The organism is Brevundimonas sp. SH203, assembly GCF_002157625.1.
Classification (GTDB): domain Bacteria; phylum Pseudomonadota; class Alphaproteobacteria; order Caulobacterales; family Caulobacteraceae; genus Brevundimonas.
The window spans coordinates 233,938-252,086 of record NZ_BDMM01000001.1 but is presented as its reverse complement, the minus strand read 5'-3'; the positions used below and the strand labels follow the sequence as shown (position 1 = coordinate 252,086).

Genomic DNA, 18,149 nt, shown 5'->3' with positions numbered 1-18,149 from the left:
TCGGGCGAATGTCTGACACCCTGGATCTGGGCGCCCTGCAAAGCCTGCTGGAGCGCGTGCGCGGCCTGAAGATCGCCTGCGTCGGCGACCTGATGCTGGATCGCTATGTCTATGGCGAGGTCAGCCGGATTTCGCCCGAGGCGCCGATCCCCGTTCTGCGCGCCGCGCGCACCGTCGCCATGCCCGGCGGCGTGGGCAATGTGGCGCGCAACATTGCGGCCTTGGGCGGCGTCGCGCGACTGGGCGCCGTCGTCGGCGACGATGCGGCGGGGGCGGAGCTGACGGCTCTGATCGCCGCCGAACCCGGCATCGAGGATGTGCTGGTCCGGCCTGCGGGCGCCGCCACCATCGTCAAGACGCGCTTCGTCTCGGCGGGGCAGCAGCTGCTGCGGCTGGACGACGAAGCGGCGCCTGCGTCCGTCAGGCATTCCGATGCCTTTTCAGGTGCTTCGGTCTATCTCTTGTCGGATTACGCCAAGGGCGTGGTCGGCGATGATCTGATAACTGCGGCTTTGACGGCGGCCGAGGCGTCGGGTGCGCCGGTCGTGGTCGATCCCAAGGGGCGGGACTTCGCCCGTTATGGCGCCGTGGACGTCATCAAGCCCAATGCGTCGGAACTGGCGGCGGCGACCGGCCTACCGGTCGGGACGGACGCCGAGGTCGAGGCGGCGCTGGCCGCCCTGCTGGCCGCCACGACCGCCAAGGCCGTCATCGTCACGCGCGCCGGCAAGGGCATGAGCCTGGCGCGGCGCGGCGAGGCTGTGCGACATTTCCCCGGCCGGGCGCGAGAGGTGTTTGACGTGTCCGGGGCCGGCGATACGGGTCTGGCCGCCATCGGCCTCGCGCTGGGCGCGGGCGCGTCGCTGGAAACGGCGGTGCAGTTCGCCATCCTGGCTTCGGGCGTGGTGGTGGGCAAGGCGGGGACGGCCGTGGTCACGCCCGCCGAACTGATCGAGGCCGAGGTCAGCCAGCACGCCAGCGCCGCCGTCGCCAAGGTGACGCCTCTGGAGGAGCTGGCCGCCGATGTGGAGACCTGGAGGCGTCAGGGGCTGAAGGTCGGCTTCACCAACGGCTGTTTCGACATCCTGCACCGGGGCCACGTCGCCTATCTGGCCCAGGCGCGCAGCTGGTGCGACCGGCTGGTGGTGGCGCTGAACACCGACGCCTCGGTCCGGCGACTGAAGGGCGAGGGGCGGCCGGTCAACGACCTGGACAGCCGCGCGGTCGTCATCGGCGGCTTGGCCAGCGTGGATCGCGTGACCAGTTTCGACGATCCGACGCCGCTGGCCCTGATCGAGCGGCTGAAGCCCGACGTGCTGATCAAGGGTTCGGACTATACGCGAGAAGGCGTGGTCGGCGGCGATCTGGTCGAAAGCTGGGGCGGCGAGGTGAAGCTGGCCGATTTCAAGGACGGCTTTTCCACCACCCGGACTATCGAAAAGATGACGGCGGGTCCGGAAGCCGCGCCGGCGACAGGACAAGAGCAATGACCCCGCGCATGATCGTTGTGACCGGCGGCGCCGGCTTCATCGGCTCCAACATCGTGGCGCGGCTGACGGCCGAGACGGCCTATGACGTCGTGGTCTGCGACCGTCTGGAAACCGCCGATCTGGCCAAGTGGAAGAACCTGGCCAAACACCCCATCGCCGACTTCTGGTCGCCCGAAGAGATGTTCGAACAGCTGGAACGCCATGCCGACCGGATCGAGGTCGTGGTCCATATGGGGGCGATCTCCGCGACGACCGAGCCGGATGCGGACCTGATCCTGCGGACCAATTTCACCCTGTCGCGCGACCTGTGGGACTGGTGCGCCCTTCGAGACGCACGGATGATCTACGCCTCGTCGGCGGCGACCTATGGCGACGGCGAGACGGGGTTCAACGATGATGACGATGCGGAGTCTTTGTCCCAGCTTCGGCCGCTAAACGCTTACGGTTATTCGAAAATGCTGTTCGACCAATATGCCGTGCGACAGGCGGATCGCGGCCAGGCGCCGCGTCAGTGGGCGGGGCTGAAATTCTTCAACGTCTATGGTCCGAACGAGGGCCATAAGGGGGGGATGAAGTCGGTCGTGGCCCAAATCTGGCCCAAGGTGCAGGCGGGTGAGACCGTGACCCTGTTCCGCTCGCACAATCCGAACTATGCCGACGGCGGGCAGATGCGCGACTTCGTCTATGTCGACGATGTGGTCGATATTGTCGAGTTCCTGCTTCAGTCGCCCGAGGTGTCGGGGGTGTTCAACGCCGGGTCGGGACAGGCGCGGTCGTTCGTCGACCTGGCCAAGGCGACCTTCGCCGCCGCCGGCAAGACGCCCTCCATCGACTATGTCGACACGCCGGTTTCGATCCGGGATCGCTATCAGTATTTCACCCAGGCGCGCATGGACCGTATTCGCGCGGCCGGCTTCGAGGGGCAGTCGACGCCATTGGAAGAGGGCGTGCGCCGCTACGTCCAGAACTTCCTGTCCACGGCCGATCCGTACCGCTGATGCGCAGGCTGTCCTTCAGACAGTGGGTCGGCTATGCGGGGTTCGCCGCCGTCTTCGTCGTAACCGCCGCCGTCGCCGTGTGGAGCGGCGACATCCTGAGGGCCGGGCTGGACCCGCAGGTTCCGTTCCAGACCTATAAGCCGCCGCCCGCGCCTGACTATCGTTCGGCCTTGTCCTGGGCGTTGCAGGACGATGGACGGTCGGATCAGGCGTCGGTCTTCTTCGTCATGCCGACGACTTTCGACGGCGGATCGGGCTGGAACGGCGCCATCGATGACGCGCGGGCCAACGCCTATATGCGCCGGGTGGTCCTGCCCAACTACGCCTCGCCGTTCGCGCGGGAGGCCAGGGTCAGCGCGCCGCTGTATCGCCAGGCCAGCCTCTATACCCGGCTGACGCTGCGCGACGATGCGCGCGAGGCCCGGGCCTTCGCCTATGACGACGTGAAGCGGGCCTTCGACCTGTGGTTGGCCAACCATCCCCACGGTCCCATCGTTATCGCCGGGGTCGAGCAGGGCGGCGAACTGGCGGCCCGTCTGGTGCGCGAGGAACTGGAGCTCCAACCGGCGTTGAAGGCGCGTCTGGCCGCCGCCTATCTGATCGAAACCCTGGTCAGCCGCGACATGTTCGACGGCCGCATCGCCCCCTGCGACGCCGCCGACCAGACTGGGTGCCTAGTGGCCTGGATGTCGGTCAAGGACGGCGACGAATCGTCCGCGCGCCGCGCCCTGCGACGCGCGCTGGAGTGGAACGAACGGGGCGAGCTGGTCGGGCTGGAGAGCGCTCCGATCTGCGTCAATCCCGTCACCGGCGACAGCGATCAACCCCGCGCCGAGGCGCGTCAGCACAGCGGCGCGACCAACGCCACCGGCCTGGAATGGGGGGCGAGGCCGGCCCTGACCGGGCGGCTGATCTCGACCAAATGTCGCGGCGGTCTGCTGTGGCACAGTGCGCCGGACGCCGACTTCCTGACGGCGGGCGGAAGCTGGGCGGATCGGCGCAAGATCGTGCCCTACAATCTGTTCTACGGCGACATCGAGCGGGACGTGGCGACGCGGGTCGGGGCCTGGCGTCGGCGTAACGGCGCCTGAGACAAGACGCCCGCCGGTTTCTATGGCGCCGCTCGCGCGCAGCGGGTAGGGTCGATGCCTCAGGGAGGATCTTGAATGGACGTCACCACCATTTTCGCCGGGGTCGTGCTGCTGCTGGCCATCGTGCTGCTGATCAGCGTGATCAAGATCGTGCCGCAAGGCCGTGAATTCACGGTCGAACGGTTCGGCAAATACACCAAGACCCTCAGCCCCGGCATCGGCTTCCTGACCCCGTTCGTGGAACGGGTCGGTCGTCGCATGAACATGATGGAACAGGTGCTGGACGTCCCGACCCAGGAGGTCATCACCAAGGACAACGCCATGGTGAAGGTCGACGGCATCGTCTTCATCCAGGTGATGGATTCCGCGCGCGCCGCCTATCGCGTCGACGATCTGCCCTATGCGATCTCGCAGCTCTGCATGACCAATCTGCGCACCGTGGTCGGTTCGATGGAGCTGGACGAGGTGCTGAGCCAGCGCGACAGCATCAACACTCGTCTGCTGCACGTCATCGACGCGGCGACCGAGCCGTGGGGCGTCAAGGTCAACCGGATCGAGATCAAGGACCTGACCCCGCCGACCGACATCACCAACGCCATGGCCCGCCAGATGAAGGCCGAGCGCGAGCGTCGCGCCGTCATCACCGAGGCCGACGGCGAGAAGTCCGCCGCCATCGCCCGCGCCGAGGGCGCCAAACAGGCCGCCATCCTTCAGGCCGAGGGCCGTAAGGAAGCCGCCTTCCGCGACGCCGAGGCCCGCGAGCGGGAGGCCGAGGCCGAGGCGCGCGCCACCGCCATGGTGTCGGAGGCCATCGCGCGCGGCGACGTGAACGCCATCAACTATTTCGTGGCCCAGAAATACGTCGAAGCCTTCGCCGAACTGGCCCGCAGCCCGCAGCAGCGCACCGTCATCGTGCCGACGGAGATGAGCGCCCTGGTCGGCACCATCGCCGGCATCGGCGAGATGGTCGGCCTGGCCAAGCAGCAGAATGGATCGACGCCCGCGCCGGCCCGTCCGGCCCCGCCGCGTCGTCCGGCGGCCGCAACCGTCCCGCCCTCGGCCTGACCCAGAGGAGGCTGATCGATGATCACGCTCGCCGAACTCTACGCCGCCCAGCCGTTCTGGATCTGGCTGGCCGTGGGCGTGCTGCTGCTGGCGATCGAGGCGATGTTCTCGACCGAATGGCTGCTGTGGCCCGCCGTCTCCGCCGGTGTCGTCGCGGTGATGACGGCGGCGGGCGTGCGGTTGGGTCTGCCGGGCGAGGTGGCGGTGTTCGCCGTCCTGACGGTGATCTCCACCCTGTTGTCGCGCCGTCTGATCGCCAGGGCCAACCCCGACGGCCCCGACATCAACGACCGTGACAGCCGTCTGATCGGCCAGAGAGCCAGAGTCGTGCAGGCCTTCGTCGATGGGCGGGGGCGTGTGTTCATCTCCGGCGCGGAATGGCCGGCCGAGATCGAAGGCGAGGCGCCGGGCGAAGGGCAGGACGTGGTGGTCAAGCGCGTCGACGGCTCGCGTCTGACGGTCCAGGCCGGCGTCTGAACCGTTCCGTCGTCTGAGGCGTTGGCGTGGCATGACCAGCCCGATCGTCGCAGCCGACGGCCTGCCCACGCCTCGGCGCTACTGGGCCATGGTCTCCATCGGCCTGGGCATCACCCTGGCGGTGCTGGACGGGGCCATCGCCAATGTCGCTCTGCCGTCCATCGCGCAGGATATGCAGGCGTCGGCGGCGGCCTCGATCTGGATCGTCAACGCCTATCAGATCGCCATCGTCGTCGCCCTGTTGCCCCTGGCGTCCGTGGGCGAGATCGTCGGGTATCGCCGCGTGTCGCAAGTGGGGCTGGCGGTCTTCACCCTGGCGTCCATCGCTTGCGCCCTGTCCGATTCGATCCTGACGCTGAGCCTGGCGCGCGTTCTGCAAGGGTTCGGCGCCGCCGGGATCATGAGCGTGAACGGCGCCCTGGTGCGCTTCACCTATCCGCAGCGCCTGCTGGGCCGGGCGGTCGGGATCAATGCGGTGATCGTGTCGATGGCGGCGGCGGCCGGTCCGACCATCGCCAGCGCGATCCTGAGCGTCGGCGAATGGCGCTGGCTGTTCTCGCTGAACATTCCGCTGGGCGTGCTGGCGGTGTCGATGGCGGGGTTCACCCTGCCGCACAATCCGTTGCAGAAGCGGCGGTTGAACATCGTCGGCGCCCTGTTGAGCGCGGCCGCCTTCGGCTTCCTCATCACCGGAATGCAGGCGCTGGCGCACGGCGAGGCGTCCATCGTCGGCTTCGGCCTGACGGGACTGGGGCTGGCTGCGGGCGTCCTGCTGGTGCGACACGAAAAGCCCAGCAAGACGCCGCTGATCCCGCTGGACCTTCTGGCGCGACCGATGTTCGCCCTGTCGGTGGCGACGTCGATCATTTCCTTCACCGCCCAGATGATGGCCTTCGTGGCCTTGCCCTTCTTCCTTCAGGGATCACTGGGTCTGAGCGCGGTGCAGACAGGTCTGCTGATGACGCCCTGGCCGCTGGGGACCATGTTCGCCGCGCCGATCGCCGGGGCTCTGTCCGACCGATATTCGGCCGGGGTTCTGGGCGCCGTGGGACTGACGCTGTTCGCCTGCGGACTGATGGCGCTGAGCTTGCTGAACGCCGAGGCGTCGCATTTCGACATCGTCTGGCGGATGGCCCTGTGCGGGGTTGGGTTCGGCTTCTTCCAGTCGCCCAACAACCGCGCCATGCTGTCGGAGGCTCCGCGTGAGCGAGCCGGGGCGGCGGGCGGCGCCCTGGGAACCGCGCGCGTGCTGGGCCAGTCGATGGGCGCCGTTGTGGTGGCCTTCCTGCTGGCCACGGCGCCGCAGACCGGGGTTGGGCACGGGTTTCAGATCGCCGCCGTCGCCGCCCTGTTCGGCGCGGTCATGAGCGGATCGCGCATCCGTCGCCGTCCGGCCGAACCGGAAAAGGAAATCGAGGCCGTCTAGCGCGCTTTCAGATCCGCCACGCCGCGATTCGCCAGTTGGTCGGCGCGCTCGTTCAGCTCATGGCCGGCGTGACCCTTGACCCAGCGCCATTTGACCTCGTGACGCGCGCGGGCGGCGTCCAGCCTTTGCCACAGATCGGCGTTCTTGACCGGCTTCTTGTCCGCCGTCAGCCAGCCGCGCGCCTTCCAGCCGCGCATCCATTCGGTGATTCCCTGCATGACGTATTTGCTGTCGGTATGCAGCTCGACCTTGCAGGGACGTTTCAGGGCCTCCAGCGCCTTGATGGCGGCCATCAACTCCATGCGGTTGTTGGTGGTGTTGGCCTCGCCGCCCCACAGTTCCTTCTCGTGACCGCCGCCCGCCTGAAGCACGGCGCCCCAGCCGCCGGGGCCGGGATTGCCCTTGCAGGCGCCGTCGGTGTGGATGATGACGTGATCGGAGGGACTCATGGTCGCGCAGGCCTACAGCCTCCCTTGGCGGGACGCCATGACTGCGCCTATATGCGGGTCGAATAAGAGTGGATGGGATCGGACGACCGGTCCCCATGAGGAGAATACGCCATGGGCTCCATGAGCATCTGGCACTGGGTGTTCGTCATCGTCGTCGTCGCCGTTCTGTTCGGCGGACGCGGCAAGCTGTCGGGCATCATGGGCGACGCCGCCAAGGGCATCCGCGCCTTCAAGGACGGCCTGAAGGACGAAGACAAGAAGGACGGCCCGAACGAGGGCGTCAGCTCGTTGCCGCGCACCGAGGCGGAAAAGGAAGAGCTGAAACGCTAGTCGTCGTCTGTAAGGGCTGACGCATGGGCGGGCTCGGCCCCGGAATCGGGGGTTTCGAATTAGTGGTGATCGGCCTGGTGGCCCTGCTTGTGGTGGGGCCAAAGGATTTGCCGATCCTGATGCGTCGCGTCGGCCAGATGGTGGCCAAGGCGCGCGCAATGGCCAATGAGTTCCGCACCAGTTTCGACGAAATGGCGCGCCAGTCCGAACTGGACGAGCTGCGCAAGGAGGTCGAGGCGCTGAGGACGGGGCAGGGGGCCATGTATCCCCTGGGCGCCGAGGCCGATGCGGCCTTCAAGGACATCAACGCCGGATTGAACGCGCCGACGACGGCGACGCCCTTGCCCGCGCCCGAGGCGCCGGTGATGACGCCGGCGGTTGACGAATGGCCCGACGCGGCGGCGAGCGGCGAACCGGCTGCGGCGCCCGCTCCCAAGCGCAAGCCGGCTGTTAAGAAGGCGGACGCCGCGCCTGCGGCCGTCGCCAAGACTAAGACCCCAAAAGCGCCCTCGGCCAAGACCACGGCGGCCAAGCCGGCTGAGACCAAGACCAGGACCGCTGCGGCGGGCGCCGCCAAGCCCAAGGTCGCGCGCAAGAAGGCTGTCGATCTTTGACCTTTTCCGATCGTGACGAAGCCGAGATCGAGGCGTCGCGCGCGCCCCTGATGGATCATCTGATCGAGCTGCGTCGGCGGCTGCTGATCTGCGTCGTGGCCTTTGCGGTCGGCTTCATCGGCTGTTTCGCCTTTTCCGAGCCGATCTATCTGTTTCTGGTCAAGCCGTTCGTGGCGGCCCAGGCCTTCTATTCGTCGGTCGGTCCGCATGGGCACGTGTCCCCGCTGGACCTGATCCTGGGCACGGCGGGGCTGAAGGCCCTGCCGCACGTGAACGGCCATACGGTCAATCTGATCTATACGGCGCCGCTGGAAATCCTGTTCACCAAGATGAAGCTGGCGGGCTTCGGCGCGGTCTTCGTGGCCTTCCCCGTGCTGGCGTGGCAGCTGTATCGTTTCGTGGCGCCGGGGCTTTACCGCAACGAGCGGGGGGCCTTCCTGCCGTTCCTGGTGGCGGCGCCGGTGTTGTTCCTCCTGGGCGCGGCGCTGGTCTATTTCGTCATGCTGCCCTTCGTCATGTGGTTCTCGCTTAGCCAGCAGATCATCGGCGACGGGGTGGCGGCCAATCTGCTGCCCAAGGTGTCGGACTATCTGAACCTGGTGACGGCGCTGCTGCTGGCGTTCGGTCTGTGCTTCCAGCTGCCGGTCGTGATGACGTTGCTGGGCATGGCGGGGCTGATCAATTCCAAGCTGATGTCGTCCGGCCGCCGCTACGCCATCGTCGCGGTCGTGGTGGTCGCCGCCGTCGTGACCCCGCCCGATCCGATCAGCCAGCTGATGCTGGCCGTGCCGATGGTGCTGCTCTACGAGGTGTCGATCTGGTGCGTGCGGCTGATCGAGCTGCGCCGCCGGAAAGCCGACGCGCTGGAAGCCGAGATCGCCTGATCGTTTGATCGCCGGGCGACGGCGTCGCGCCGACGCATCCTGTTCGAGACATTAAAAAGGGCCAGGGAGCGATCCCCGGCCCTTCGTCTTTTCAGCGATCTGGCGATCAGCAGCTGTAGTACATGTCGAATTCGACCGGGTGCGGGTGCAGTTGCAGGCGCATCACTTCTTCCATCTTCAGCTCGATGTAGCTGTCGATGAAGTCGTCATCCATCACGCCGCCCTTCTTGAGGAAGGCGCGGTCCTTATCCAGGTTCTCCAGCGCTTCACGCAGCGAGCCGCAGACCTCGGGGATCGAGCCGCGCTCTTCCGGCGGCAGGTCGTAGAGGTTCTTGTCGGCGGGCGCGCCCGGATCGATGCGGTTCTCGATCCCGTCCAGACCGGCCATCAGCAGGGCGACGAAGGTCAGATAGGGGTTGCCCATCGGGTCGGGGAAGCGGGCTTCCAGACGTTTGGCCTTGGGCGACGAGACGTGGGGGATGCGGATGGAGGCCGAACGGTTGCGGGCCGAATAGGCCAGCTTCACCGGGGCTTCGTAACCGGGCACCAGACGCTTGTAGGAGTTGGTGGTCGAGTTGGCGAAGGCGTTGATGGCCTTGGCGTGTTTGATGATGCCGCCGATGTACCACAGACATTCCTGCGACAGGCCGGCGTATTGGTCGCCGGCGAACTGGGGCTTGCCGTCCTTCCAGATCGACATGTGGACGTGCATGCCCGAGCCGTTGTCGGCGAACATGGGCTTGGCCATGAAGGTCGCGGACTTGCCGTAGGCGTGGGCCACGTTGTGGATCACGTACTTATAGAGCTGGAGCCGGTCGGCCATGGTCAGCAGGTCGGAGAACTTCAGACCCAGTTCGTGCTGGGCCGGGGCCACCTCGTGGTGGTGCTTCTCGGGCTGCAGGCCCATGTCGCGCATGACGCCCAGCATCTCGCCGCGCAGGTCCTGACCGGAATCGACCGGGTTGACCGGGAAATAGCCGCCCTTGGGTCCGGGGCGGTGGCCCAGGTTGCCCTCGGAATATTCGGCGCCGGTGTTGGCGGGCAGTTCGGTGGAATCGTAGCTGTAGCCGGTGTCGTGCGGTTGGGTGGACCAGCGCACGTCGTCGAAGACGAAGAACTCGGCTTCGGGGCCGAAGAAGACCTGATCGCCCACGCCCGACGACTGCACATAGGACAGCGCCTTCTTGGCCATCGAGCGGCTGTCGCGGTTGTAGGGTTCGCCGGTGTCCGGGTTCAGCACGTCGCAGAACAGGAACATCGTGGTCTGTTGATAGAAGGGGTCGATATAGGCCGTGGTCAGGTCCGGCTTCAGCAGCATGTCGGACTCGTTGATGGCCTTCCAGCCGGCGATGGACGAGCCGTCGAACATCGTGCCTTCGTTCAGGAAGTCTTCGTCGACCAGATCGATGTCGAAGGTGACGTGTTGCAGCTTGCCGCGCGTGTCGGTGAAGCGGACGTCGACATATTGGACGTCCTTTTCCTTGATCTCTTTGAGGATCTTGCTGGCGCTCATTCTCGGAAGTCCTGTTTTCTTGTCGTTTGGGGAGGAGACCGGACAACGACCCGAGGGCCGAGGCCGGGGAGGGTCGTTGACGTCAGACGGCCTGTGCGCCCGTTTCGCCGGTTCGGATGCGGATCACCTCGGCGACGTCGGACACGAAGATCTTGCCGTCGCCGATCTTGCCGGTGCGGGCCGAGGACTGGATGGCCTCGACCACGGCGGGCGCCATGTCGTCGGCGACCACCACCTCGATCTTGATCTTGGGCAGGAAGTCGATGACGTATTCGGCGCCGCGATACAGTTCGGAATGGCCCTTCTGGCGGCCATATCCCTTGGCCTCCAGCACGGTCATGCCTTGCACGCCCACATCCTGGAGCGCCTCTTTCACGTCATCCAGCTTGAAGGGCTTGATGATGGCTTCGATCTTCTTCATGGCGACCCCTGAGCGGCGCACGAAATGCAGCGGCGCTCGGGCGTGAATGGGACACACCCGGGGCGCTGAAAGCAAGCGGTTTTCGTCGAAAAGACACGGATAATCGGAAGACGGACAATGCAGACCAACGACCCCGCTTTATGGCGCAGTTTTCTGCCTTGGCCGAGCGCCGAAACGCACAAACATGCTCGGGGTCGTTTAGTGGTGGTGTCGGGACGGGCGCACCAGACGGGGGCCGCGCGTCTGGCGGCGCACGCGGGTTTGCGGATGGGGGCCGGGGTGGTGCGAATCCTGTGTCCGCCCGACGCGGCGGCGGTGATCGCCCCGGCGGTCCAGGCGATCATGCTGACACCCTTCGCCTCGGCCGAGGCGCTGGGTCGGGAGGCGAGCGGCGCGGATGCGGTCGTGGTCGGCCCGGCGGCGGGCGTCGACGAGGCGACCGTGGCCAACATCCACACCCTGGCCTCGACCGGGGCGGTGCTGGTGATCGACGCCGACGGTCTGACGGCGTTCAAGGGACGGACGGGCGAACTGACCGACCTGCTCGACCGCGACGACATACTGACCCCGCACGAGGGCGAGTTCGAACGGCTGTTTCCGGGATTGCTGGATCAGGGACGCGAGGCCGCCGTGGTCGAGGCGTCGCGTCGGGCCCAGGCCGTCGTCGTGCTGAAGGGCGCCGAGACCCTGATCGCGGCCCCCGACGGGCGCGTGCGGCGCAACCCGAACGGATCGCCCTGGCTGGCGACCGCCGGCAGCGGCGACGTTCTGGCAGGCATGATCGGGGGCCTGACCGCGCAGAGAATGGAGAGTTTCGAGGCGGCCTGTGCGGCGGTCTGGATTCACAGTGACGCGGCGGCGCGTTTCGGGCCGGGCCTGATCGCGGACGATCTGGGCGACATCCTGCCCCGCGCTCTGGCGGCGCTGCGCTAGATGCGGGTGTAGATGAAGCGGGGAATGTGGAAGCGGCGCATGTTCAGGATGACGCCCGCCACCGTCCCGCCCGCCGCCGTGACCCGTTCGATCAGATTGGCGGCGACGGCGGTGCGGGTTTCCTCCGCTTCGATCACGACCACCGAAAGGTCCGTGAGCGGCGCCAGCAACAGGGCCGCAGAGGATCGGTGAAGCGATGGCGTATCGACGACGACCACCGGGAAACGCGCCTTCATCTCATCGACGAAGCCGCGCCAGCGCGCCTCGGAGATGTTCGAGCCGGCGCGCGTCATCGGCGTGGTGACATACAGATTGCTGTCCTCGACACGCAGCACATAGGGGCTGTCGGGGATATTGGTCAGCTGTCCGCCCAGGCCGTGGATGGCCATGGCGACGCTGGTGTCCGCGTTCGGTTCGGCGTCGATCAGCAGGGTCTCTACGCCCGAGCGGAAAGCCGAGGCCATCGCCAGATCCAGGGCGATGCTGGTGACGCCCACTCCATCCTCCGGCCCGATCACGGCAAGCGCGGCATGGGCGTCGGCGGTCTCGCGCAGGCGACGCAGGACCAGGGCCGCCTGATCCGCCGTCAGGCGCGACGTCAGCGGGCGCCAGCGGGGCAGGGGGCTGTCGTCCTCGTCCCCCAGGGGCACGGTGGCCAGAACCGGCGCGCGCAGGCGCACCTCCGCATCGCGCGGGGTCAGGATGACGGGCGAGGCGGCGGCCGACACGATGATGACCGCCAGCGCCGCCAGCGCCCCGACGACCAGACCGGCGGCGAGGATCAGCAGGCGGCCGGTGCGGGCCTTGGTCGGCGGCTGGGCCGCCTCGATCACACGCACGTTTGCGTTGGCGCCGGCGATCGAGCTTTGCAGCCGCGTATCCTCGGCGTTCTCGGCGACGCTGCGATACGCGGTTTCGGTCAGGGTGCGCTGGCGCGTCAGTTCGCGATAACGCGGCCCTATCTCGACCAGACTGGCCAGGCGGCTGCGCGCGGCGCCCAGGGCGTCGGACAGTTGGGCGCGACCGGACTGCAAGCCCGCCAGTTCGCCCCGCGTCGTGGCCAGCTGGGTCTCGATCTGCTGGGTCACGGGGTTGGGGCCGCTGCGGACCAGGGTGGTCTGCGACTGCGGCGCGGCGGCGATCTGGCTCTCCAGATCGGAAATCTGGCGATCCAGCTCGACCACGAGGGGATAGCCGTCGGCATAGCGGGCGGCGGCGATGCGGCGACGTTCGCGTAGCTGCATCAGGTTTTCGGTCAGGGCCGTGACCTGCTGCGAACGGGTGTCGTCGGTGTTCAGGGCGATGACGGCCGCGCTGCCGCGCAGCTGGGCGGCCAGACGGTTCGCACGGGCGGCGGCGGTGGCGATCAGCTGATCCTGGGCCGCCAACTGGGACGTCAGGGTGGTCTGCTGGGACTGGACGCCCTGAACCTCCTGATCGTAGTCGCCGATGGCGTAGCGGTTCGACAGATCGGCGATCTGGGCCTCGGTCGCCGCAAGTTGGTCGGACAGGTCGCGTTTCTGATCGGTGACGGCCGCGGTGTCGGCGCGCTGGAAGATTTCGCGCCGGCTGGCGATGTAGTTCTGGACCAGACGATTGACGAAGTCGGCCGCCACCCTGGGATCGCGATGGCGCAGGCGCACCTCGATGGTGTTGGACTGAGGCACGTTCTCGATCACGAGGTCGCGCCCGAGTTGCTCCAGCGCCGCGTTCATCCCCGCCGGGCCCGTCTTCGCCTTGGGATAGACGCGCGTCAGGCCGATGTCGGTCAGCGTCTTCTCGCGGATTTCGCGCGAGCCCAGGATTTCCATTTCGGCATGGACGATCTGGGCGCGGTCGAAGGTCTGGGGATTGCCGGTGGAATCCTCGCCCACCGAACGGCGGAACACATAGTCGTCGCCCAGCAGGATCAGCAGGCGCGACTGGGCGGTATAGACGGGCTGGGCCAGGGTCGCGGCGGCGAGGGCCAGAAGAACCGGGATCAGAAAGGCGATCAGCGCCTTGCGCCAATGATAGAAGACCGGCGTCGCCAGCTCGCGAATGGTGATCGCCGCCCCGGTGTTGCGGGGGCGTGGATCGTCTTCGGTTTTCTGCGTCTGGTCGGTCAATACGCGGCTCTGAGCGGGGCGTCCCGCCGACGGGGGACCAGGCTGCCGGTCAGCCTGTCCCATAAAGGCCTGAGTCGGAGACCGGACGCCAGTGCGGCCTTGGCTTTACAGGCAAAAAACAGAAAGATGTCCCGGACGGCGACGTGCGAGTCGGCCCGCGACAAGGAAAACCGATGGCCGTCTGGCGCACGATCGCGATCGTCCTGGTGCTGTTTTCGGCCGCCTGCGCCTCTGGCGGCGGCGTGCGCGGGCAGGCTCAACCCTATGATTTCGCGCCTTGGGGCCAGGACGACTATCAATATCGGCTGGCGGCGGGCGATGCGCTGAGGTTGGGTTTTCTGGTCGAGGACGGGCTGAACGGCGATGTCGTGCTGGGGCCGGACGGGCAGGGCGTGTTTCCGGTGATCGGGCCGGTTCCCGTCGGCGGCCTGACCGTGCGCGACGCCAGCCAGAGGCTGACGGAAGCCTATGCCGGGGTGCTGCGCAATCCGCAGGTGCAGATCAGCGTGACGACCTATGGCGCGTCGCAAATCTATGTCGGCGGCGAGGTCAAGACGCCGGGCGTGGTGCAGATTCGCGGCGAGATGAATACGGCCCAGGCCATCTTCGCGGCCGGCGGGTTCGCCGAGACGGCCGGGACGGGCAAGGTCGTGGTGCTGCGGCGCGTCGCCGACGGACGGCTGGCCTCACGCATCGTGGACGCCAGGGCCTTGTTGAACAGCGACCCGCAGCAGGACTTCCTGTTGCATCCCGGCGACCTGATCTTCGTGCCGCGCAGCGCCATCGCCGAGGTCAATCTGTTCGTGCGTCAGTATCTGAACGGCATCCTGCCGTTCAACTTCGGCTTCAGCTACGACCTGAACCGCTTCCGATGAGGGCGCTGGCGGGGCGGATCGGCCGCGCGTCGCCCTATCTGACGGCCATCATCGAACAGGGGTTGTTCTCGCTGCTGAACCTGGGCGTGGTTCTGGTGCTGGGGCGGGTGATGACGCCGGACCAGTTCGGGGCCTGCGTCCTGTGGTTCTCGGTCGCCTATGTGCTGGCCAGCGTTCAGAACGCGGTCAGCGTCGCGCATCTGCAGGTTCTGCCCAACGGGCGAGGCGTCGATCCGGCGCGGTTTTCGACCGAACGGGTAATGTTGGGCGCGACGATCTGTTTCTGGGCGGCGGTCGCGGCCGGCGCCGCCGTTGCGGTCGCACTGATGACCGGCGACGGGCCGTTCGGGGTCTGGGCGGCGGTTCTGTTCACGCCCGCCTATCTGATGCAGCAATATGTGCGGCTGACCCTGTTCAGCCGGGGAGCGCCGGGCGCAGCGACGATCCAGACGGGGGCGGTGCTGGTCGTCGCCACGGGGTTGCTGGCGCTGGGGTCCGTGGTGTTCCGGCCGTTGCAGGCCGAGGCCGTCCTGGCCCTAATGGGGGCGGCCTACGCCCTCGTGGGACTGGCCGGACTGGCGCACATCGGCAAGGGCCTGTGGCGGGGGATGATCGCGGCCTTGCCGGCCTATGTCGCCTATAGCCGGCAATCCGGCTGGCTGTTCCTGGGTGTTTCAAGCACCGAAATCCTGGCGCGATTCTATGTGTTCGCCGTGGGCGCCGCCTATGGGCCGGGGGTGCTGGCGGCCTTGTCGTTCAGCCAGACCTTCCTGCGGCCCGCGCCGCTGTTGGCCTCGTCCTGGAGCATGGCGGCGAGAAGCGATCTGGTGGCGCGGCGCGAGGCCGGCGACTGGGGCGGCTATGTTCGGCTGTTGACGCTGTCGGGCGCGGCCGGGGCGGCCTTCGCACTGATTTGGGCGGCCGTGATCTGGGCGGCCTGGCCCGCGATCACGGGCCTGGCGTTCGATGGCAAATACGCCGATGCGCGGTGGATGCTGCCGCTGTGGGGCGTCAGCGTGGCGTTCGGCTTCGTTCAGGTGGTGGTCAGCACGGGATTGCAAATCCTGAAGGCGTTCAAGCCCCTGGCCATCGCCAACGCCTCGGCCTCGGCCGTCGCGGCCGTCGGAGTGCTGTGGGGCATCAGGCGGCTGGGACCGGGCGGCGCGATCCTGGGCACGGCGGCGGGGCAGGCGATGGAGGCGGCGGCCATGCTGGTGGTGCTGGTCGCTCTGATCCGCCGTCTCAGGCGCGGATGAAACGCCGCTCGATCTCCACCCCCAACAGCAGCAGCACCGTGCCGAAGATGGAGTTGGCGGTGAAATAGCTGCTTTCCATGAAGTTGTGGCCGAACACCATCAACGGAAAGACGCCCAGCAGGATGGCGGCGCCCAGGCGCTGACGATCCCCGCCCACGGCGTCGCGAATCAGGACCAGCCCGCCGAAAATCCAGCGTATCAGCACCACGAGGGCGCCGGTCAGGCCGATCAGGCCGGTCGTGACCGCAAGGTCCAGGAAGCCGTTGTGGGCCTCGTTGGTGTAGGCGTCGGGCTGGGCGAACCAGGCGTCGGTCTGCAGGCTGGGCTGGACCTTCGGGTCGATGTCCCAGAAGGCGCCGAAGCCCCAGCCTTGTATCGGGCGCTTGACGAACTCGTCCCAGACGAAGGCCCAGACCTCGGTGCGCTGGGTGAAGGTGATGCCGGCGAAGGGCGCCCAGGGATCGGCGCCGACCACCAGACAATAGGCCAGCCAGCCGAAGACGAGACTCGCGACGATCAGGGCGGCGATGGCGATCAGGCCCAGCCGCACCATGCGCCGCTGGGCCATCAGGGCAACGATGACCGGGGTGGCGCAGGCGAGGGCGACGAACAGGCCCATGCTGGTCTTGGACAGGCTGGCGACCAGAAGCGCCAGAGCCAGCACGGTGACGCTCCACCAGAAAACGCGCCCCCGCCACTGCGTCCGCGACCAGGCGTAGGTTCCGCAGACGAAGCCGGCCAACAACATGACTGCGCCCAGGGTGTTCTTGTGCGAATGGATGGCGGCCAGGCCCAGGGGCGTCATCGACACGCCGGGCGCCGCGATCCAGGACAGGATGTCGATGCCGACCAGCACGGCGCAGCCCGTCGCCATCGCCAGATGCAGCCGTCGGCTGTCGCCCAGACCGACCGCAACCGCCACGCAGATCGCCAGATTGACCGCATAGAGGATCAGTCGGCGCGTCGAGACGGCCGGGTCAAGCGCCCAGCGCGTCGTCAGGGCGAACCAGCCGAACAGCAGAAGAAGCGGCAGCAGCTTCAGCATCATGGCCGGCAAGGCCCGGCGACGAAACCACAGCAGGGGCGCCGAAAGACCGAACAGACCCAGCCAGACCAGCCGGTTCACCGGCGACGCCTCGGCCCCGCCGGTCAGGGGATCGACCACGATCTCGTGCTGATAGGGGTTGGGGCCGATGCAGATGTAGAGCAGCATCAGAACCAGCACAGCCCCGGCCCACAGGGCGATCAGGCGGTCGCCCTGCATGTCGCGCGTGCGCGTCTGCCGGTCCAGGCGACCCTGCCAGTCCTGAAGGCGGCCGGCCTCAGTCACGCGGGACAGGCGACTTGACCCGCAGGCGGAAGGCGATGGAATCGATCAGACCGAGGCCCAGCCCATAGAGACCGCGCATCAGGTAGCGCCGCCACAGGCGGCCCGGTTCGCGGGCCAGGCGATACAGCCAGACCAGCCCCCGATCCTCCATCCATTGCGGCGCGGGCGGGGTGCGACCGATCAGGGTGGTGATCGAACTGCCGATGCACAGGCCAAGGCCGGTCGCGCGGCCGTCGTCGATGATCCGCTGGCAGAACTTTTCCGACTGGGGCGGCCCCATGGCGACGAAGACGAACCGGGCGGGGTGGGCGACGACGAAGTCGACGGCGACCTGAACGGCGGCGGCGTCATGGATGAAGCCCATCGGCGGATTGTGATGGGCGACCCGCCTCAAACCGTATCGGCGGACCAGTTCGGCGATCACCGAGGCGTCGCCGCCGATGACGGTCAGGGCGTCATCGGGGCCGATGACGCCCTGGAACAGCCGTTCGACCACATGGGAGCCGGGCGCGAAGCCCAGATCGACGCCCCCGATGGCGGCGGCCTTGCGCAGGACCCGGCTGTCGTTGGTGCTGAGCCAGGCCCGGGCGCTGATACGATCGAAGACCTCGTCCCTGCGACGCAGCCAGGCGTGTTCGGCGTTCGGCGTGATCAGGATGTCGAAAGCCAGGTCCGCCGGACGGGCCGCCAGGGCCGCGACCGTTTCGTCCGTCGTCATCGGATGGAAGCGCAGCCCCGCGAACCGCAATTCGGGCTGCGGCTGAAGACGGCTGTGGGGCGACAGGCTGTTCATGGTGCGACCGTTCTGCGTTGCGTCGGGGCAAACTGCAATTCGCTTGCCGCGACCACGGCGCCGCGCGACGTGGCGTGGTTCTTGATATAGGGGCGG

18 protein-coding genes are annotated in these 18,149 nt (G+C 67.5%); 12 read left to right on the top strand and 6 right to left on the bottom strand.

Annotated elements, in window-relative coordinates:
• Positions 1 to 8: 8 nt before the first annotated feature.
• The 6 genes from rfaE2 to SH203_RS01250 all read left to right on the top strand — a co-directional run bounded on the left by rfaE2 (position 9) and on the right by SH203_RS01250 (position 6,547).
• Entirely contained in the window at positions 9 to 1,490 is a 1,482-nt protein-coding gene (rfaE2, locus tag SH203_RS01275) for a D-glycero-beta-D-manno-heptose 1-phosphate adenylyltransferase (protein ID WP_087119061.1), read from the top strand.
• Positions 1,487 to 2,488: an ADP-glyceromanno-heptose 6-epimerase gene (rfaD, locus tag SH203_RS01270; protein WP_234989340.1), complete on the top strand. Its 1,002-nt coding sequence runs from the start codon at positions 1,487 to 1,489 to the stop codon at positions 2,486 to 2,488. Before rfaE2 ends, rfaD begins: the two co-directional genes overlap by 4 nt.
• Positions 2,488 to 3,579, top strand: coding sequence for a DUF3089 domain-containing protein (locus tag SH203_RS01265; protein WP_087119060.1), 1,092 nt, complete (start codon positions 2,488 to 2,490; stop codon positions 3,577 to 3,579). Before rfaD ends, SH203_RS01265 begins: the two co-directional genes overlap by 1 nt.
• 75 nt (positions 3,580 to 3,654) lie before the next feature.
• Positions 3,655 to 4,644, top strand: coding sequence for an SPFH domain-containing protein (locus tag SH203_RS01260; RefSeq protein WP_087119059.1), 990 nt, complete (start codon positions 3,655 to 3,657; stop codon positions 4,642 to 4,644).
• Positions 4,645 to 4,662: 18 nt separating this feature from the next.
• On the top strand, positions 4,663 to 5,121 hold the full coding sequence (locus SH203_RS01255; RefSeq protein WP_087119058.1) for an NfeD family protein: 459 nt from the start codon (positions 4,663 to 4,665) through the stop codon (positions 5,119 to 5,121).
• A 31-nt stretch (positions 5,122 to 5,152) separates the two neighbouring features.
• On the top strand, positions 5,153 to 6,547 hold the full coding sequence (locus SH203_RS01250) for an MFS transporter (protein ID WP_087119057.1): 1,395 nt from the start codon (positions 5,153 to 5,155) through the stop codon (positions 6,545 to 6,547).
• Here the strand turns inward: SH203_RS01250 and rnhA are convergent.
• Positions 6,544 to 6,996 (bottom strand): ribonuclease HI, encoded by a 453-nt coding sequence (rnhA, locus tag SH203_RS01245; protein ID WP_087119056.1) that lies wholly within the window; start codon positions 6,994 to 6,996, stop codon positions 6,544 to 6,546. The two genes, SH203_RS01250 and rnhA, sit on opposite strands and share 4 nt — an antisense overlap.
• 111 nt (positions 6,997 to 7,107) lie before the next feature.
• On the opposite strand from rnhA, the gene SH203_RS01240 reads away from it, so the two are divergent.
• The 3 genes from SH203_RS01240 to tatC are packed head-to-tail and all read left to right on the top strand — an operon-like array spanning position 7,108 to position 8,824.
• A complete protein-coding gene (locus SH203_RS01240) occupies positions 7,108 to 7,326 on the top strand; it encodes a twin-arginine translocase TatA/TatE family subunit (RefSeq protein ID WP_087119055.1) in 219 nt (72 codons plus the stop codon).
• Positions 7,327 to 7,349: 23 nt separating this feature from the next.
• Positions 7,350 to 7,940 carry a Sec-independent protein translocase protein TatB gene (gene tatB, locus SH203_RS01235; RefSeq protein WP_087119054.1) on the top strand — a complete coding sequence of 197 codons (591 nt, stop codon included), beginning with the start codon at positions 7,350 to 7,352 and terminating at the stop codon, positions 7,938 to 7,940.
• Positions 7,937 to 8,824, top strand: a complete 888-nt coding sequence (gene tatC, locus SH203_RS01230; protein WP_087119053.1) for a twin-arginine translocase subunit TatC — start codon at positions 7,937 to 7,939, stop codon at positions 8,822 to 8,824. The genes tatB and tatC overlap by 4 nt, the downstream gene beginning before the upstream one ends.
• A 106-nt stretch (positions 8,825 to 8,930) precedes the next feature.
• Here the strand turns inward: tatC and glnA are convergent, their stop codons facing one another.
• Positions 8,931 to 10,337, bottom strand: coding sequence for a type I glutamate--ammonia ligase (gene glnA / locus SH203_RS01225; protein WP_087119052.1), 1,407 nt, complete (start codon positions 10,335 to 10,337; stop codon positions 8,931 to 8,933).
• 82 nt (positions 10,338 to 10,419) lie between these two features.
• Complete coding sequence (locus SH203_RS01220; protein ID WP_087119051.1) at positions 10,420 to 10,758, bottom strand: P-II family nitrogen regulator; 339 nt, start codon at positions 10,756 to 10,758, stop codon at positions 10,420 to 10,422.
• A 117-nt stretch (positions 10,759 to 10,875) separates the two neighbouring features.
• On the opposite strand from SH203_RS01220, the gene SH203_RS01215 reads away from it, so the two are divergent.
• Positions 10,876 to 11,691 carry an NAD(P)H-hydrate dehydratase gene (locus tag SH203_RS01215; protein WP_087119050.1) on the top strand — a complete coding sequence of 272 codons (816 nt, stop codon included), beginning with the start codon at positions 10,876 to 10,878 and terminating at the stop codon, positions 11,689 to 11,691.
• Here SH203_RS01215 and SH203_RS01210 read toward each other — a convergent pair.
• Positions 11,688 to 13,799, bottom strand: coding sequence for a hypothetical protein (locus tag SH203_RS01210; protein ID WP_159457518.1), 2,112 nt, complete (start codon positions 13,797 to 13,799; stop codon positions 11,688 to 11,690). The genes SH203_RS01215 and SH203_RS01210 overlap by 4 nt on opposite strands.
• Positions 13,800 to 13,972: 173 nt before the next feature.
• On the opposite strand from SH203_RS01210, the gene SH203_RS01205 reads away from it, so the two are divergent.
• Together SH203_RS01205 and SH203_RS01200 are read left to right on the top strand one after the other, a co-directional pair.
• Positions 13,973 to 14,674, top strand: a complete 702-nt coding sequence (locus SH203_RS01205; RefSeq protein ID WP_087119048.1) for a polysaccharide biosynthesis/export family protein — start codon at positions 13,973 to 13,975, stop codon at positions 14,672 to 14,674.
• On the top strand, positions 14,671 to 15,930 hold the full coding sequence (locus SH203_RS01200) for a lipopolysaccharide biosynthesis protein (protein ID WP_087119047.1): 1,260 nt from the start codon (positions 14,671 to 14,673) through the stop codon (positions 15,928 to 15,930). Before SH203_RS01205 ends, SH203_RS01200 begins: the two co-directional genes overlap by 4 nt.
• Here SH203_RS01200 and SH203_RS01195 read toward each other — a convergent pair.
• Positions 15,917 to 17,260, bottom strand: coding sequence for an O-antigen ligase (locus SH203_RS01195; RefSeq protein ID WP_087119046.1), 1,344 nt, complete (start codon positions 17,258 to 17,260; stop codon positions 15,917 to 15,919). The two genes, SH203_RS01200 and SH203_RS01195, sit on opposite strands and share 14 nt — an antisense overlap.
• Positions 17,253 to 18,053, bottom strand: a complete 801-nt coding sequence (locus SH203_RS01190; RefSeq protein WP_159457517.1) for a WecB/TagA/CpsF family glycosyltransferase — start codon at positions 18,051 to 18,053, stop codon at positions 17,253 to 17,255. The genes SH203_RS01195 and SH203_RS01190 overlap by 8 nt, the downstream gene beginning before the upstream one ends.
• Positions 18,054 to 18,149 lie beyond the last annotated feature (96 nt).